Origin of the sequence: Micromonospora sp. WMMD1102 (genome assembly GCF_029626265.1) — a bacterium.
In the GTDB taxonomy this organism is placed as follows: Bacteria; Actinomycetota; Actinomycetes; order Mycobacteriales; family Micromonosporaceae; genus Plantactinospora.
Genome location: NZ_JARUBN010000001.1, coordinates 2,496,704 through 2,513,928, shown reverse-complemented (window position 1 = coordinate 2,513,928; position 17,225 = coordinate 2,496,704). Strand labels below are relative to the sequence as shown.

Here is a 17,225-nt window from a genome sequence, read left to right as displayed (position 1 = left end):
CGCCTTTGGTGGGTCGTACCCCGAGACTCTCCGCCGTGGCGCGCGGAGGCGCGGAGGCCGGTCGGAGGCCCGGACGGCAGAACGGGCGGGCGGCACCGGATGGTGCCGCCCGCCCGCAGGGCGGTGGTGGACGCCCCGCGTGTTGTCCGTGGCGGAACGGGAGTGGCGGGCCGGCCGGATCGCTGCGTTGGCCAATCCGGCCGGCCCGCCACGGTTGGCCTGACCGTGGGAATCAGGCCCGTCTGGTGACCGGGATCAGCCGATCAGCCGGTCGTAGTCGTGCAGCGCCATCGCCACGTCGATCTGCGCCCAGAAACGGTGGTAGTTGAACGTCGGCACCGCACCGCCGTTCAGGTACGACTCCACCTTGGGCCAGTCCGGGTCCTCCTCGAGGAAGGAGCGGATGCTCAGGAACGTGGAGTTGGAGTTGATCGGGTCGCCGTTCGGCATGGTGCCGGTGAAGCCGGACGGCACGTAGAGACCCTGGCCGGTGCTGGAGTTGTAGGTGTCGTCGAAGCGGTTGTAGTCCGCCTTGGTCTCCGGCACCGACACACCCTTGTCGTCCTTGTTCTGCAGGACGGCGTCGAGCAGGGCCTTGGCCGTCGTCTTGGCCGCCGTGTGGTTCGCCTTCGCGCCGTAGTAGATCAGGGTACGGGCGTAGGCACCGGCGACGCCGACGTCCTGGGTGTGGTCGAGCACCGACACCCGCAGGTTGCTGTTGTTCACCGAGGTGGTACCGGAGGTCCAGTTGCCACCCGGCTGGCCGCTCCAGCTCAGCGTCGACGGGATCTGGTAGTCCGAGCCGTTCACCGTGGTGTTGGCGATGGCCCAGTTGACCCACTTGTCGAGCAGCGCCTTGGCCCGGGCGTCACCACTCTCGTGGTAGTACTCCGCCACCCGCTCCATGCTCCACGCCTGGAAGCCGAACCACTGGTTCGACGGCGGGTCGTGGTAGACCGGCTTGGCGTCGTAGGTCATGCCGTAGAAGGTCGGCACGCCGGACGGACGGGCGCTGTAGTCGCCGTTCCAGCTGTTGGTCGCGCCACCGGCGATGCCACCGTCGGCGGACTGGAGCCAGGTGTAGAAGTCGATCTGCCGGGTGAGGCTGGTGGCCCAGTCGGTCTTCGCGGTCGGTGACCTCGGGGTCAGCTCCGGCACGGTGGAGAGGACGTACGCGGCGAACGGGTTCTGGTAGCCGCCGTGGTTGTGGCTGGAACCGATCCGCCACGCCCAGCTGCTGCTGCCGCCCTGCGAACCGCCCCACGAGTAGTACCAGGAGAGCAGGTACGCGGAGCTGTTCTTGCCGGTGCCGGCCGCGCAGGACGGCGAGGCACACCCGGGCTGCTTGAAGTACTTGTCGTACATCGCGTAGCGCAGGTAGTCGCCCATCTTGGCGGCGTTGGCGATGGTGGCCGAGATCTGGCCCTCCGCGCCCTGCTCCTTGGCCCACTTCAGCGCCCAGTAGGCGGCCTGCACGGCCCGGGCGTCGGCGTCGGGAGCGTTGGTGTAGCGCCACTGCTGGGCGTAGGACGGGTCACCGATGAAGATCGGCAGGTAGCCGTTCGGGCCACCGTGCTTGAACGTCTCGCAGGAGGGGTGCGGAACGGTCTCGAAGACCGACTCCTGCGGGCCGCGCTGGTAGGTGTTGATGTACGCCGGCTTGGTGGTGCCGTCGCCGCACTTGCCGAAGCCGTAGACGTTGTCCACGTCGAGCAGCCAGTGCATGCCGTACATCCGGCCGCTGTTGTAGGTGGACTGGAGCTCCGCGGCCAGCGGGTCCGAACCGACCTTCACGCTGGAGTCGAGCTTGCCGCCCTGCTGCGGGTAGAGGTCCGGCCGGACGGCCTCGGGGGCGTAGTCCGCCGGGTCGCTGGCGTTGTAGTTCGACTGGGTCTCGGACGGGATGATGTACCGGTCCATGATCTGCCAGGCGTTGTTGAACGGTCCCCACTCACCGGTGGTGCGGCCGTACATGGCCTCCAGGAAGAGCCAGTAGCTGAACGCCTCGGAGGTGGTCTCGTGACCGTGGTCCGGGGCCTCGACCAGCAGCGTCTCGACGGAGTGGTACGGCACGCCCTCGGGGCTGAAGTAGCCGTTCCCGGGCGCCTTGATCTTGTTGTAGAGCTCCAGGAACTCCTCGCCGTACTCGCCGGACGGTCCGCCGCCCTCGTCGTCGGTCACGGTCACCTGGGTGGTGCCGGGGGTACGCCCGCTGGCGCTGGCGGTGATGGTCGCCGTGTCGTTGACGTCGTCGGAGTCCTGCGCCGCGTTGACCGCGACGTTGACGCCGGTGTTCCAGTTCTGCGGGGTGATCGTCGCCGTGCTGGCGCCGAGCGTCACGTCGGCGTCGCCGGTCTTGGCCAGGCTGACGGTGACGTTGCTGGTCGGCGCGGCGCTGAGCTTGACGTTCAGCGGCGAGCTGCCACCCTCGGAGAGGGAGAGCGTCGCCGGTACGACCATGCTCGGCTGGGTCGTGCCGCCGACGGTGAAGGCGACCTCGTCCACACCGCTCAGTCCGGCGCTGTCGTACGCCCGGGCCTGGGCGGTGTACGACCCGGCCGGCAGCGCGCTGTTGGTGTAGCTGTACGGCGCGCTGGTGTCGGTGCCGACCAGCATGCCGTTGCGGTAGAACTCGACCCGCTCGACCGGTCCCTCGGCGTCGCTCGCGGTGGCCGCGACGGTGACGTTGGCCGGCGCGGTGAAGGTGGCGCCGTTGGCCGGGCTGGTGATGTCGACCGTCGGCGCGGTGTTCTGCTCGCCGTTGCAGCGGTTGCCGTTGATGGTGAACGCGGTCGGGTTGGCGTTGGTCCCTGAGTAGGAGCCGTTGAACCCGATGCTGGTGGAGGCGCCGGTGGCCAGATTTCCGTTCCAGGCCGCGTTCGTCGCGGTCACGTTGGCGCCGGACTGGGTCCAGTTCGCCGACCAGCCCTGGGTGACCCGCTGGTTGCCCGGGAAGGTGAACCCGAGGCTCCAGCTGGTCAACGGGTCGCCGACGTTGCGGATGGTGATCGAGGCGCTGAACCCGGAGCCCCAGCTGTTGGCGGTGTAGGTGACGTCGCAGCCGGGTGCCGCGTAGGCGGTGCCGGGGACGACGGCCACACCTCCGACCACCAGTATGCCGGCGGCGGCCATCGCCAGTCGGCGTCTTCCTAACCTCAACTTCATGTCGTGACTTCTCCTCGCGGACCGGGCCGCGGTACTGCCGCGGCCAGGGCGCCTCCTGCGCGTGCTGCGGAGATGCGCGTTGGTGGGTAGGCGCCGAGATGGTGGTGGGGTCAACCCGTCCCGGACCGGGGTCGGCGGACGCCGGAGGAGACGCCGGACGTGGCGGCTCCGGAGCTGTGTTCGGGGCGCCGTACCGAGAACTCGGATGCCCTGGCGGCCCGTGATCGCGTCAGCTTGTGGCTCCCGACCGCGATAGTTCGACAGTGTTGCATGGGAGCGCTCCCGCAGCAAGTGGACGCCAGCGAGCCTCCACTACCGACGGTCAGAGAGACCCGCTGACCTGCGGATTAAGTGGATCGAGGGCAGCACGACGGGGTTTCGGCGACGTTGGCCCGATGTTTCGATCATATTTTGGGTCTTTCACAAACCCGTGACGCGGGATACAGTCCAACCAACGTCGATGGGAGCGCTTCCATTGACGATGATGTAAGTAGCTTGGATCGCACCACCTCGGGGAGCTGCGACGATCCGGTTCGCCGGAACGGACGCACCCCGTTGGGCGAGCTACGGCAATGTTACGTAGCCGCCGACCGCTCAGCCAGAGGGCTGAGGGCGGGCCAGCCCGGACTCCGCCGTCAGCCAGCTCACCACCGTCGGAAGGAGGTGGAACCAGAGCCACTCGCGTGGCCCGGCTCCCGCGCGGCACGCACGACCTGGACGCCAATTCCGCTCGTGCGTGTTTGTAACTCACGCTGGGGACGGGGGTTGCCCTCCCCGTCCCCACACTAACCCCCCGCCAACGACGGGAAAATCGGTCATCGGTACAGCGTCTCGACGCCGAACCGGTCGATCGGCTGCGTCATCGGCACCTCGGACGGCGACCGGTCTCGTCGCGACACGACGAACGGTCGCCGTGGTCATGGCGCACGTGGGGACGGGCAATGGACGAGGCCCAGACCCGCCATTGCCACCCGAACATCCCATACGCAATCGCCCGGTAGATCGCTACGCTCCTTGCATGGGAGCGCTCCCGGGCGTCGTGCGGAGGGCCCCACTCACGAGGAGACAGCATGTCCGTACTGACCCGGCGGCATCTGCTGCGCCGCGCCGCGTTATCCGCCAGTGCCGTGCCGGTCGCCGGCCTGTCGACGAGCACGGCGGCAGCCACCGTCACCGGCGGGGCGCTGGCCGGATGCGACGCCGGTCCCGAGGCTGACGACGAGCGACGTACGGCGCCGGACGCGCAGCTCGGCCTCCGCTTTCCGGACGGCTTCGGGTGGGGTGCGGCAACCTCGGCATACCAGATCGAGGGGGCGGCCAAGGACGACGGGCGGGGCGAGTCCGTCTGGGACACGTTCAGCCACACCCCGGGCCGGACCCGGGGCGGGGACACCGGCGACGTCGCCGCCGACCACTACCACCGGTACGTCGAGGACCTGGACCTGATGAAGGAACTGGGGCTGCGGACGTACCGTTTCTCCATCTCCTGGCCGCGGATCCAGGCCGACGGCACCGGAGCGCCCAACCAGCGCGGACTCGACTTCTACCGCCGCCTGGTCGACGGCCTGCACGACCGGGGCATCGCCCCGATGGCCACGCTCTTCCACTGGGACCTGCCGCAGTCGCTACAGAACACCGGCGGCTGGGAGTCCCGGGACGTCCCCTACCGGTTCGCCGACTACGCCGAGGCGGTCTTCGAGGCGCTCGGCGATGCCGTGCCGGTCTGGCTGACCATCAACGAGCCCAAGACGGTGGTGCAGAACGGCTACCTCCAGGGCCACCACGCCCCCGGCCTACGCGACCCGGACGCCGCCTACCTGGTCGCGCACCACCTGCAACTGGCGCACGGCCTTGCGGTCCGCGCACTGCGCGCCACCGGCAGCGGCAGCCGGATCGGCCCCGCGCTGAACCTGCACCCGTGCTACCCGGCCGACGACGCGCCGGGGGTGGCCGAGGCCACCCGGCTCTACGACGGCTACGAGAACCGGCTCTACCTGGACTCCATCTTCAAGGGCGCCTACCCGGCCGACGTGCTGGCCGACCTCGGCCCGGACAGCCGGATGGTCCGGGGCATCCGGGACGGCGACCTGAAGATCATCTCGTCCCCGATCGACCTGCTCGCCGTGCAGTACTACACGCCGATCTACGTCACCGCCGACAGCGACATGGTCCGCAAGTGGCCGACCTCCGAGGCGGACTGGCAGCAGATCTTCCCGGACGGCATGTACGACACGCTCACCCGGGTCACCCGGGACTACGGCGACGTGCCGCTCACCGTCACCGAGAACGGCCTGCCCACCCCGGACCGGCTCGACGGCAACGGCACGGTGGACGACGTCGGCCGGATCGCCTTCCTCCGCGACCACCTCGCCGCCGCACACCGGGCCATCTCCGACGGGGTGCCGCTGGAGAGCTACCACGTCTGGTCACTGATGGACAACTTCGAGTGGAACGAAGGCTACGAGCAGCGGTGGGGACTCGTCTACGTCGACTTCCCCACCCAGCGCCGGGTCCCCAAGCGCAGCGCGCACTGGTACCGGCGGGTGATCGCCGACAACACTGTCTGACACAGCACCGGCCGTACCGGCCGGCACCGTAGCCGTCGCCGCCCCCGCGTGGTCCCCGCCGGACCATGCGGGGGCGCGGTCTGAGATCGAGGTTCACCCGGCTGGGAACCCCACCCACCCGGCCGTACCGCCGAGGAGAATGTCGGATGGTGGAGTCACAGAGCTCGACCAGGAGGCACGTCACCGAGTCCGAGCTCCGGGCGCTGGTCCGGCGCGGCTTCGGCGACCGGACCGGCGTCACCGACTGGCGGGAACTGACCGGCGGCACCTACAACGCCGCCTACGCGGTCACCCTCGGCGAGAACACCGAACTGGTGCTCAAGGTCGCCCCGCCGCCCGAGCTGGAGCTGCTGCGGCACGAGGTCGACCTGATGCGTACCGAGGTCGACTTCCACCGGCGGGCCGCCCGGGTCGGGGCCGCCGTGCCGGAGGTGGTCTACGCCGACTTCACCCGGGACCTGATCGGCACCGACTTCGTTTTCCTCAGCCGGATACCCGGAACCGACCTACAGCGTCGCCGGGACGAGCTGACCCCGGCCCAGCTCGCCGCCGTACGCGCGGAGATCGCCGCGCAGGCCGCCCGACTGCACACCGTCACCGGCCCGGCGTACGGCTATCCGCTGCGCGAGAGCCGGAGCTGGCAGCCGTCCTGGCGGGCGGCCTTCGGCGCGATGGTCGACGACATCCTCGCCGACGCCGTCCGGCTGGGCAGCGCGCTGCCCGCCCCACCGGACCGGATCGGTGACCTGCTACGCCGGCACGCCGACGTCCTCGACGAGGTACGCCGACCCGCGCTTGTGCACTTCGACCTCTGGGACGGCAACGTCTTCGTCGCCGCCGACCCGGCCGGCACGGTCCGGCTGACCGGCCTGATCGACGGCGAACGGGCCTTCTTCGGCGACCCGCTGGCCGAACTGGTCTCGATGACACTGCACCGGGAACTGGACGACGAACCGGAGATCCTCGCCGGCTACGCCTCCGCCGGACACGGCCGGCTCGAACTGACCGGCCCGGCCCGCCGCCGGCTCACCCTCTACACGATCTATCTCTATCTCATCATGTGCATCGAAGGCGCCACCCGGGGCTGGAACAGTCCCGAACGGGCCGAGCGCGAACGGTGGCTCGTCGGACGGCTCGAGGCGCAACTGGACCGGCTGGACCGGGTCCGGCAGTGACCGGCCGAGCCTCGACCCGCCCCCGGCCGACGGACCGCCGCCCCTCAGCGGGGCAGTGCCTGCTGAAGCTCGGCCCGCAGCGCCGGGGTGAGCATCTCGCCGGCCGCCTTGGCCAACTTCGCCATCTCGTAGCCCACCACGCCGATGTCGGCGTCGTTGGCGGCGAGGGTGGCCAGGATCGAACCGTCCCGGATCTGCATGACCAGGAAGTAGCCCCGGCCCATCTCGACCACCGTCTGCTTCACGATGTCGCCGTCGAACATCTCGGCGGCCCCGGTGGTGATGCTGGACAACCCGGAGGTGACCGCGGCGAGCTTGTCGGCGTGGTCCCGGGGCAGGTGCTCGGAGACCGCCACCAGCAGTCCGTCGGCGGAGACGACGATGGCGTGCGCCACCCCTGGTACCCGTTCCGTGAACCCGCTCACCAGCCAGTTCAGATCCCGTGCCTCTTGACTGAGCGTGTTCAATACTTCTCCTCTTCGCTGCGCGCGCCGGCCGGCGCCATCGGTATCACCATCGTCTCCTCGGCCTCGGCCCGCCGGAGCCCACCGTAGTACCGGCTCAGCATGCCGCCCACCTGCTCCGGATCCGGCGCCTCGCGCTGCACCGGCTGCCTGGGCCGGACCGGCTCCGCCTTCGCCCGCAGCTGTGCCATCGGCACCCGGATCGGCAGCCCGTTGGCGTTCGTCCCGCCGGTCACCGGCACCGCGGGCGGGGCGTTCCCGGTGGCCAGCGCACCGGTCGGCGCGCTGGCGGGGGCTGCCGCCGGTGTCGCGGTACTCCCCTTGCCCTGCCGGGACCACCAGGTACTCGGCGCCGAACCGGCACCGGCGGCCATCCCGAGCACGTCCTCGGCCCGGGTCGGCGTCTCCCGGCGAACCGCCCGGCGGGCCTGCGCAGCCTCCTCGCCGGCAGTCTGCGGACCGACCGGCCTAGCCGCACCGTCCTGGGTAGTCGCACCGTCCGGCCCGGCCACCGCACCCGCGACGACCTCCAGCATCCGCCGGCCGGGAGCACCGACCGGCTCCGCCGCCGGCGCCGGGGCGAGCAGGTTCGCCGGCAGCCAGACCGCCGCCACCAGCCCACCCTGCGCGGTGGTCCGCAGCCCCACCCGTACGCCCTGCCGGGCGGCCAGGTGGCTGACCACGAACAGACCCATCCGCTCCGAGGCGGCGACGTCCGCGGCCGGCGGCAGCGCGAGCAGCTCGTTGGCCCGCTCCAACGCGGCCGGACTCATCCCCAGACCCTGGTCGACGATCTCCACCAGGACGCTGCCGTCCGACTGCCGGGCGGTGTCGACCTGGACGACCGTGTCCGGCCGGGAGAACGACGACGCGTTCTCCAGCAGCTCGGCGAGCAGGTGCACCAGGTCGGCGACGGCATGCCCGACGACGTGCAGCTCGTCGGCGACGTGGTGCCGGATCCGCTGGTACTGCTCGATCTCGGCGATCGCGGCGAGCATCACGGTGCCGAGCAGCACCGGGCGGTTCCACCGCCGGGTGGCGTCGGTGCCGGCGAGCACCAGCAGGCTGTCGTCGTTACGCCGCATGCGGGCGGCGAGATGGTCCAGCTTGAACAGGTTGTCGAGCTGGTCCGGGTCGCTCTCGTCCTGCTCCAGCTCGTCGAGCAGTTCGAGCTGCCGCTCGACGAGTACCTGGCTGCGGCGGGCCAGGTTGACGAACATGGCGTTGACGTGGCGGCGCATCACCGCCTGCTCCAGCGCCACCGTCACCGCGCTGCGGTGCACCGCGACGAACGCCTCGGCCACCTCGCCGATCTCGTCCATCGACCGGACGTCGGCCGGTGGCACCTCGAACTCGGCCGCGACGGGATCGACCGTACGCAGCCGTTCCAGGGTCTCCGGCAGCTCGACCTGGGCGACCCGCAACGCCTGGCCACGCAGCATCCGCAGCGACCGGGCCACGGATCGGCCGATCGCGATCGAGGTGAACAGCGCGGCAAGCAGGACCGCCAGCACCGCACCGGCGGTGAGCAGCGTCCGGCGCAGCTGCTCGGCGCTGCGGGAGTCCGCCAGCTCCACCGCGTCGCCGACCGCACCCGCCTCGACCTGCCGGAGCAGGTCCTGGCGCTGCTGGCTGACCGTCCACCAGCGGCCGGGTTCGAGCACCGCCGCGGTGCGGCCACCGGCGGAGTATGTGGTCTCCTCCAGCCGGATCGCCGCCACGAAGTTCGGATCGGTCGCGGCCTGGTCGTACCGCTCGATCTGCCGGTCGGTGGCCGCGAGCCGGAAGCCGGCGATGCCGCTGAGCTGCTGCGCCCGCAGGTCGGTCAGGGTGACCACGTCGTTCTGGTCGTAGCGGCCGGCCCGGGCGGCGGCGTAGAGCTGCCCCCGGATCCGTGAGTTGATCTCCTTGACCTGGGCGAACTGGACGTACCTGAGCACCGCGTCGGTCAGCTCGGCGCGCTCGGCCCCGGGTGACGGCTGGGCCAGCAGCACCAGCAGCACCTCGATGGCCCGGTTGTACTCGGCGAGCACCGGGGTGGGATTCGAGCCGGCCGCCGGCACCGAGGCCCGGACCTCCGGCAACCGGTCGAGTGCGTTGTCGACCCGGTCGTAGGAGACCCGCCAGGAGGCCACCCCCCTGGCCAGCGGCGACGCCGCCGCCCGGAACCGGTCGATCGCCCGGTCGGCGACCGGGTACACCGACTCCAGCGCCGGCAGCGGGCGGCCCGGCTCGACCGAGGGGGCCGCGCCGGCGTTCAGGGCCGCCAGCTCGCCCGCGGTCTGGTCCCGCTCCCGCTGCAACTCGTGCACCAGGGCGGTGATGTCGCGGCCCACCGCCACCTGGTCGGCGAAGTCGTCCAACAGGCCGGCCTGGCTCACCAGCGCGCTGGTCTGTGCCCCGGCCAGGACCAGGAACGCCACCGACGGGACCACGAGGACGGCGCCCAGCTTGGTGCGCATCCGCCAGTCCCGGATCCGAAAGGCGGACCTGCGGCGATGTGGCACCACCCGGACGTCGAGTCGGCGCCGGCGGTGACGCGAGACGGCGCCGTGTGACGGGTTCGGGGCAACAGCCACCATGCCTCCTACCGTCCTCGATGCGGGGCGCGCCAAGGAGCGGAGCTATTCCAATTCAGGCCCCGACCTGCTGTCAATGATCAGTTGGGCGCGACAGGTCACGAACGATACTGCGGGCGAGCAGATCTTGTCGCTGTCGGCGACTCGTCCTCATCCGTCCGGACGATGCGTTCAAGTCCGGACGCACCGTCGAGCCGACCGATCGCCACCAGAGCGGCGCCGACCGCACCGATCTCCGGATTCCGGACGTGGTGCACCGCGCGCGGGGCCAGCGCCACCGAGAAGGAGTGCCGCCACCACTCGGAGGCGGCGACGGCACCGCCGCCGAGGACAACCTGGACCGGTTCGTCGAGGGTGGACTCGATCGCGGCGACGCCGGCCACGACCTGGTGGCAGAGCGCGCCCATCAGTCCGGCCAGGAGGTCCACCGCGGTCGTGTTGAAGCCCAGCCCGGACAGGACGCCCGAGCCGGCCGGGGCGAGCCCCGGTGGACGGTCGCCGCCCAGCCGGGAGTCGGCCGGTATCCCGCCGAGCGGCGGCACCCGGGCCAACGCGCGGTCCAGCTCGTGCCCCTCGGGCAGCCTCATCTCCCGCCGCGCCCAGGCGTAGAGGTTGCCGCCGCCGGAGAAGGCGGTGCCGGTCACCAGGTGCCCGTGGTCCACCCGGTAGCGCCACAGCTCGTCCGGCAGCGGAGGCAGCTCGGCACCGGCCGGCACCGTCTGGACCAGGCGCACCGCCGCCGAGGTGCCGACCGTGACCGCCGCGCGCCGGCTGTCGTAGCAGCCGGAGCCCACGTTGGAGGCGGCACCGTCGCCGCTCGGCGGCGCCCACCGGGCGTTCCGCAGCTCCGGCCAGCGCCCGGCGTACTCGGCCCGGAGCCGGCCGAACCAGGCGGCGGGAGCCAGCGCCGGCAGTTCGCCGTGCCGCACCCCGGCCAGCTCGCACGCCTCCGGATCCCAGCTCAGGGTGCGCAGGTCGAGCAGGCCGGTGCCGGAGGCCTGGGAGACCGACATGACCGCCTCGTCGAGGAGGACGCCGAAGACGTACTCGACCAGGCCGGCGAAGCGGATCCGGCCGGGGCCGCACCGCTCCCGCAGCCACGGCAGCCGGACCGACCAGTAGAACCGGTGCCACCAGGTGCCGGTACGCCCGTGGTAGTCGCCGGGATCCGCCGGCCCGGTCAGTCCGGCCGGCGGGGTGGGCCGGGTGTCCAACCAGGTCAGCACCGGGCCGAGCGGCTCACCGCCCGGGCCCAGCGGCACCACCGAGTGCCACTGCGCCGAGGCGACGACGAGTTCGACACCGTGCAGGTGGCCCGCGCCGGCCAGCTCGTCGAGGCACTCGACGAGGGCGGCGAGGTAGCCCGGCCCGTCCAGGGTGGCCCGGCCGTCGTCCCCGATCACGATCTCGGCCGGTCGCCGGGCCAGCGCGTCGGGCAGCGGCCGGGCGGCCGCGTCCAGCACCAGGCCGCGCACCGACGACGTACCCAGGTCGAGAGCGAGAATCCTCATCGCCGGAAACCGTACCCGTTCGCCGGTGCCGAGCAGGGCAGGCTGGCGCGGGTGCCGGCCGCGGGCGACCCCGGGCCGCCCATCTGGTGGACGGCGGCGCCGAAGGGGCTGCGGCACCGGTACGTGCTGCCCTAGACTCGGCCCGTGCTCGCGCGACTCAACTCCTGGTGGCCCGCCATCCCGGCGGCCGACCTCCGCGCGTAGCGATCTTCGACGCGGCCGCCCCACGCGGCGGCCGCCACGGTTTCCTCCCCGCCCTCACGGCCACCGCTCGGGACGGTCCCCGGCTGTGAGGACGACCGATGACCCTGCTGAACCACCTGATCCGCACCATCGCCGACGGCGCCGACCCCGGCCCGTTCGCCCTGCTGCGCCGGGACGGCGCCACCGGCCTGGAAGTCTTCAGCGGTACGCCGCACACCGTCGCCCGGCTCGCCGACATCCCGCTGCCGGCCGGGCCGGCCGGCCCGCGCACCCTCGCCCTGGTGCCGTACCGGCAGGTCACCGAGCGCGGCTTCGACTGCGTCGACGACGGCGCCCCGCTGGAGTGCCTGATCCTCGACGAACCCGACCGGATCCCGCTGGCGGAGGCGCTGGCGGTGCTCCCCGAGGTGCCGGTACCGGTCCGCGACGCCGGCTTCGACATCGCCGACCCGGAGTACGCACAGATCGTCGACCGGGTCCTGGCCGACGAGATCGGCCGGGGCGAGGGGGCGAACTTCGTGATCCACCGCTGCTATCTCGGCAACCTGGCCGGTCCCCCGCTGCTGGCGGCGCTTGCCGCGTTCCGCCGGCTGCTGACCGGCGAGCGGGGTGCCTACTGGACGTTCCTGGTGCACACCGGCGGGCGGATCCTGGTCGGCGCCTCGCCGGAACGGCACGTCAGCGTCGAGGACGGCCTGGTGATGATGAATCCGATCAGCGGCACGCTGCGCCATCCGGGCCGGCCGGCGGACCGGGCCGAGCTGCTGCGTTTCCTCGCCGACCCGAAGGAGATCGACGAGTTGTACATGGTGCTCGACGAGGAACTGAAGATGATGGCGACCGTGGCCGAGCACGGCGGCCAGGTGATCGGGCCGTACCTGAAGGAGATGGCGCACCTGACCCACACCGAGTACCTGCTCGCCGGGCGGGGCTCGCGGGACGTCCGGGACGTGCTCCGGGAGACGATGTTCGCGCCGACCGTGACCGGCAGTCCGATGGAGAACGCCTGCCGGGTGATCGCCCGGCACGAGGGGCGCGGCCGGGGCTACTACGCGGGGGTGCTGGCCCTGCTCGGCGTCGACGAGGCCGGCCGGCAGACCCTGGACGCGCCGATCCTGATCCGGACCGCCGAGATCTCGCCGGAGGGACGGGTGCGGGTACCGGTCGGTGCGACCCTGGTGCGGCACTCCACCGCGGCGGGTGAGGTGGCCGAGACGCACGCGAAGGCGGCCGGGGTGCTCACCGCGCTGGGGTTGCGGCCGGAGCCGCCCGCCACCGGCGACCGCGCCGCCGAGCGCACCCTCGATGGCCGCCCCGCCGGGACGACCGCCACGCGGGTGCCGTCGACGGCCGTGCCGGACCTGGTGTCGGACGCCGTGCCGGCCAGCCGGCCGGGCGCCGTCGCAGCGGAGCCGGCCGCCGAGGTCCGGCTGGCGGACGATCCGGCGGTACGTGCCGCGCTGGCCGCCCGCAACGTCGGGCTCGCCCGGTTCTGGCTGGAGCAACGGACCCCGGGTGCCACCGTACGGCCGGAACTCGCCGGCCGGCGGGTGCTGGTCGTCGACGGGGAGGACACCTTCACCGGCATGCTCGCGCACCAGTTGCGGGCGCTCGGCCTGACCGTGTCGGTACGCCCCTGGGCCGAGGTCGCCGAGCCGGGCGGATTCGACCCGGCCGGTGCCGACCTGACGGTACTGGGGCCGGGGCCGGGCGATCCGGGGCACCCGACCGACCCGAAGATGCTCGCCCTGCGCGAGATGGCCGGACGGCTGCTCGATACCGGCGCACCGGCCCTCGGCGTCTGCCTCGGCCACCAGGTGCTGGCCGCCCGGCTGGGCCTGACCCTGCACCGGCGCACCGCCCCCTACCAGGGATTGTGCCGGGACGTGACGCTATTCGACACCGTCGCCCGGGTCGGCTTCTACTCCAGTTACACCGCACTGGCCGAGGCCGACGCCCTGGACACCGCGTACGGGCCGGTGCGGCTGGCCCGGGACCCGGTCGACGGTGCGGTGCACGCCCTGCGCGGGCCGACGTACGCCGGGGTGCAGTTCCATCCCGAGTCGGTGCTGAGCCGGGACGGCACGGCGGTACTGGCCGAGTTGGTCGGTCGGCTGCTACCCGCCCCGGCCGGCTCGACCCCCGTGGCCGGGCTGGCCCACGCACCGATGCCGGGGACCGGCACGCCGTCGCCGGGAGCGGGCCGGTAGGTGTCCGGCACGCATACTTCCCGGCATCCCGGGTAGGCATTCGCGTGCCGGTGGTCCGGGCGGGTTGAGAGCCCCCGCCCGGGCCGCCGGTCCGCATCTGCCGTCGGTGACGTCGCCGCCTCCGGCGACGGGTGCGGATCGGCGGGAGGGGCGCTGTGGTGTCCGACTGGGTCCTGTCGTCCGACCAGGACCCGTCGTCGAACCAGGACCCGTCCACCCCGTCCCGCCGCTGGCTCGGAAGGCACCTGCCTCGGGGCCGTGTGGACGGTCGGCCCGGCGACCGGGCACTCGACGGCGGGACCGAGCCGGGAAGTGGGCTGGCCCGCTACCGGTTCCGGGACGTCTACTTCGGTCTGGTCCTGCTCGGAGTCGCCGGCATGCCGACCGGCTCCGGTGGCCGGGCGGGTTCCGACCGGAGTTGGGTCAGCGGATGGCCGTCGGGGCGCCCTGCCCGGCCCAGGCGTACAACCCGGCCAGCACGTCGTGGAGTCCCGCACCACGTTCGGTCAGGGCGTAGTCGATCCGGGTTGGCGGGCCGGGGTCCACCCGACGATGCAGCATTCCCGCGCCGGCGAGTTCGCGCAGCCGTTCCGTCAGTACCCGTCGGGAGACGCCGGGCAGCGCCTCGACGAGGTCCCGGAACCGCGCTTCGCCGTGGCTGAGCACGTACAGCAGGTCGAGGGTCCAGCGTCGGCCGAGGAGTTCCAGGGCCGCCGAGGTGTCCGCCGGCAGCTGCCGGCCGGGCACGTCGGTGAGGTCGGTTGAAGCGGTTACTTTTTCAAACTTGATTTTTCGAGTGGCGACCTGTTCGGCAGGCGGGTCGGCCGGGGCCGAGCCGCCGGCCAGGAAGACGGCGACGCCGTCGAGCACCCGGGCGAGGCCGAACTCGAAGTCCGGCCGCACGGCCGCCGGGCCGGCGCCGGCCTGCCCGACCAGCCGGGACAGCAACGGGAACCGCCCGGTGCCGAGCCGTTCGCCCAGTCCGGCGACCTCGACCGCCCACCACTGCTCGATGCTCGTCCCGGACCGCCGCTCCTGCTCGGCCTCGGTCTGCGCGTAGCGGGCAGCACCCTGCACGTAGTCGCTGACGGTGAGATAGAGCTGGAGCATTGTCGCCGGGTCGAGTCCGAAGCCGTCGAGCGCACCGAGCACCCACTCCACGTTGGCGAGCAGGTTCGGGCCGAGCGGCGGCCGGCTGGTGCCGGCGACGACCGGCAGTACCCACGGATGCCGCTGGTACATCGCCCACTCACGGCGGGCGGAAAGCTCGATCCGGGCGCGCCAGCCGGCCGGGCCGACCGCCGGATAGTCGATCTCGCCGAAGACGCTCTCCACCATCAGGTCGACCAGTTCCGCCCTGCCCGGCACGTACCGGTAGAGCGACATCGCGCCGGTGTCCAGGGCGGCGGCGACCCGGCGCATCGACAGGCTGGCCAGGCCGTCCGCGTCGGCGAGCCCGACCGCCACCCGCACGATGCGGTGCAGGCTCAGCCCTGCTCCGGACCCGGCGTCGAGGCCGTCGCGCTCCATCCACTCCCACCCCACCGTCGACAAGGGTACGCATTCGATACAGAGTACGCACGATCGCGTACAGTGTACCCAGACAGGGAGCGCGAGCGACGGAGAGGTGACGATGACCGAGACGGTGCTGGTACGCCGGGCCGGGTTGGCGGATGCCCGGGCGGTCGCCGCCCTGCTCGGGCGGGCCGGACACGACGAGGCCGTGCTCGGTTGGGTGGTGCCGGACGAGAGTGCCCGCAGGGCGTGTGCGCGGAGTTGGGTCGAGTTCGCTCCGGACTGGCTGGGCGGACTGCTGCGGACCGGTGAACTCCTGCTGGCCGGTGACGAGTCGAACCCGTTCGGTGGCGTGGCCGTCTGGGAGCACCGCACCCCTGCCCCGGCAGCGGCCACCGCCGGCCCGGACGAGCGGCAGGCGGCCTTCCTCGCCCGGGCCTACGGCCGGTACGCGCCCCGGATGGTTCTGGTCGACCAACTGATCTCGGCCCGCCATCCCGACCGGCGACCACACTGGTACCTCCAGCAGATGGTGGTGCTGCCCGAGCTGCGCGGCCGGGGACTCGGCGGCGCGATGCTGCGTCACCAGCTCCGCCGGGCCGACGCCGATGGGATCGGCAGCTACCTGGAGGCGAGTTCACCGCGCAACCGCGCCCTCTACCAGCGGTACGGATTCCGGTCCTGCGCCGAGCCGATCCGGCTGCCGGACGGGGGCCCGACCCTCCAGCCGATGTGGCGGGAGCCCCACCCCGGTCAGCCGCCCTCGTAGCCCTCCCGGCCGGTGGACCGGGTGCTCGCCAGCCAGATCCCGAAGCCCATCGCGAGGATGGCGGGCACCTCCAGCAGGAGCCGGAGCCCGCCGAAGGACAGCGTCTCGTGGAACGCGGTCACCCCGATGACGACGCTGGCGACGGGATCCACCAGGGTTATCGCGGTGAGCGGTGCGGCCAGAGGACCGTTCTGGAAGGCGTTCTGGTTGAGCGCCACCGAGGCGAACCCGACCACGGCCAACGCGTACAGGTGCCAGTCGGTCAGCGTGGAGAGCGGATCCCGGCCGACCCGGTCAGCCACGGTCTTGAGCAGGGATGCGGTGCCGGCGTAGAGCAGCCCGCTGGCGATCCCGAGCAGCGTTCCCCGGGCGGCGTCGGTGACCCGGTGGGCGAGCAGCAGGCAGATCCCGACCAGGGTGCCGCCGATCAGCGCCATCCCGAGCCAGCCCGTCAGGGACGGCTGGGCAACCCCGGCCCGGGGGCGGGCGGCGGCGAGGAAGACGGTCAGTCCGACGACGCAGGCGGCAACCGCGGTGACGTCGCGCGGATGCGGTCGCCGGTGGTCGAGCGCGGCCTCCAGCGGGATCGCCAGGAACATCCCACTGATCAGCAGGGGCTGGATGAGGGTCAGCGGCCCGAACCGGAGGGCGATCGCCTGTAGGACCGTACCGGTCAGGTCGGGAATCTTGGCGAGCAGCCAGGCCTTCCGGCGCAGCAGCCGGATCAGCAGCCGCGGGTCGGCGGCACCGTGCGGCGGCTCCTGTCGCGCGGCGCGCTGTTGCAGGGCGGCGCCGAGAGCGAAGCAGGCGGCGGAGCCGAGGGCCAACGCGACCGCCGCGCCGTTCACCCGGCGGTCCCGGCGTTGGACGACGGCGCGCGATCCGTACCCACACGGATACGCTACGTGCTGTAATCGCTGCTCAGGGACGGTTCCGCGCGCCGGCCACCGGTCCCCTCGGCCGACGCCCTCCGCCCGGCCAGCACCCTCCGGCCAGCCGACACCCTCCGGCCGGTCCGCCGGGCGGCGGTGGAGACCAGGAACCCGCCGACGGAGACCGGATGACC

At 72.3% G+C, this 17,225-nt stretch carries 10 protein-coding genes; 4 read left to right on the top strand and 6 right to left on the bottom strand.

Features of this window, described 5'->3' with window-relative positions:
- Positions 1-255: 255 nt before the first annotated feature.
- The gene (locus tag O7626_RS11140; RefSeq protein ID WP_278061085.1) at positions 256-3,165 is read right to left on the bottom strand and encodes a glycoside hydrolase family 48 protein; all 2,910 of its coding nucleotides are present in this window, start codon (positions 3,163-3,165) and stop codon (positions 256-258) included.
- Positions 3,166-4,235: 1,070 nt separating this feature from the next.
- Here O7626_RS11140 and O7626_RS11135 point away from each other — a divergent pair.
- Together O7626_RS11135 and O7626_RS11130 are read left to right on the top strand one after the other, a co-directional pair.
- A complete protein-coding gene (locus O7626_RS11135) occupies positions 4,236-5,732 on the top strand; it encodes a GH1 family beta-glucosidase (protein ID WP_278061084.1) in 1,497 nt (498 codons plus the stop codon).
- 146 nt (positions 5,733-5,878) lie between these two features.
- Positions 5,879-6,907, top strand: coding sequence for a phosphotransferase (locus O7626_RS11130; RefSeq protein ID WP_278061083.1), 1,029 nt, complete (start codon positions 5,879-5,881; stop codon positions 6,905-6,907).
- A 44-nt stretch (positions 6,908-6,951) separates the two neighbouring features.
- Here the strand turns inward: O7626_RS11130 and O7626_RS11125 are convergent, their stop codons facing one another.
- The 3 genes from O7626_RS11125 to O7626_RS11115 all read right to left on the bottom strand — a co-directional run bounded on the left by O7626_RS11125 (position 6,952) and on the right by O7626_RS11115 (position 11,461).
- Positions 6,952-7,374, bottom strand: coding sequence for a roadblock/LC7 domain-containing protein (locus tag O7626_RS11125; protein ID WP_101365437.1), 423 nt, complete (start codon positions 7,372-7,374; stop codon positions 6,952-6,954).
- Complete coding sequence (locus O7626_RS11120; protein WP_278061082.1) at positions 7,371-9,833, bottom strand: ATP-binding protein; 2,463 nt, start codon at positions 9,831-9,833, stop codon at positions 7,371-7,373. The genes O7626_RS11125 and O7626_RS11120 overlap by 4 nt, the downstream gene beginning before the upstream one ends.
- Before the next feature lie 215 nt (positions 9,834-10,048).
- The gene (locus tag O7626_RS11115) at positions 10,049-11,461 is read right to left on the bottom strand and encodes an FGGY family carbohydrate kinase (protein ID WP_278061081.1); all 1,413 of its coding nucleotides are present in this window, start codon (positions 11,459-11,461) and stop codon (positions 10,049-10,051) included.
- Positions 11,462-11,763: 302 nt separating this feature from the next.
- On the opposite strand from O7626_RS11115, the gene O7626_RS11110 reads away from it, so the two are divergent.
- Entirely contained in the window at positions 11,764-13,875 is a 2,112-nt protein-coding gene (locus O7626_RS11110) for an anthranilate synthase family protein (RefSeq protein WP_347404774.1), read from the top strand.
- Positions 13,876-14,298: 423 nt separating this feature from the next.
- Here O7626_RS11110 and O7626_RS11100 read toward each other — a convergent pair whose 3' ends face one another.
- Entirely contained in the window at positions 14,299-15,420 is a 1,122-nt protein-coding gene (locus tag O7626_RS11100) for a winged helix-turn-helix transcriptional regulator (protein WP_278061080.1), read from the bottom strand.
- 88 nt (positions 15,421-15,508) lie between these two features.
- Between O7626_RS11100 and O7626_RS11095 the strand changes: the two genes are divergently transcribed.
- Positions 15,509-16,159, top strand: a complete 651-nt coding sequence (locus O7626_RS11095; RefSeq protein ID WP_278061079.1) for a GNAT family N-acetyltransferase — start codon at positions 15,509-15,511, stop codon at positions 16,157-16,159.
- Here O7626_RS11095 and O7626_RS11090 read toward each other — a convergent pair.
- Positions 16,144-17,007, bottom strand: coding sequence for a DMT family transporter (locus O7626_RS11090; RefSeq protein WP_278061078.1), 864 nt, complete (start codon positions 17,005-17,007; stop codon positions 16,144-16,146). The two genes, O7626_RS11095 and O7626_RS11090, sit on opposite strands and share 16 nt — an antisense overlap.
- Between the last annotated feature and the right edge of the window lie 218 nt (positions 17,008-17,225).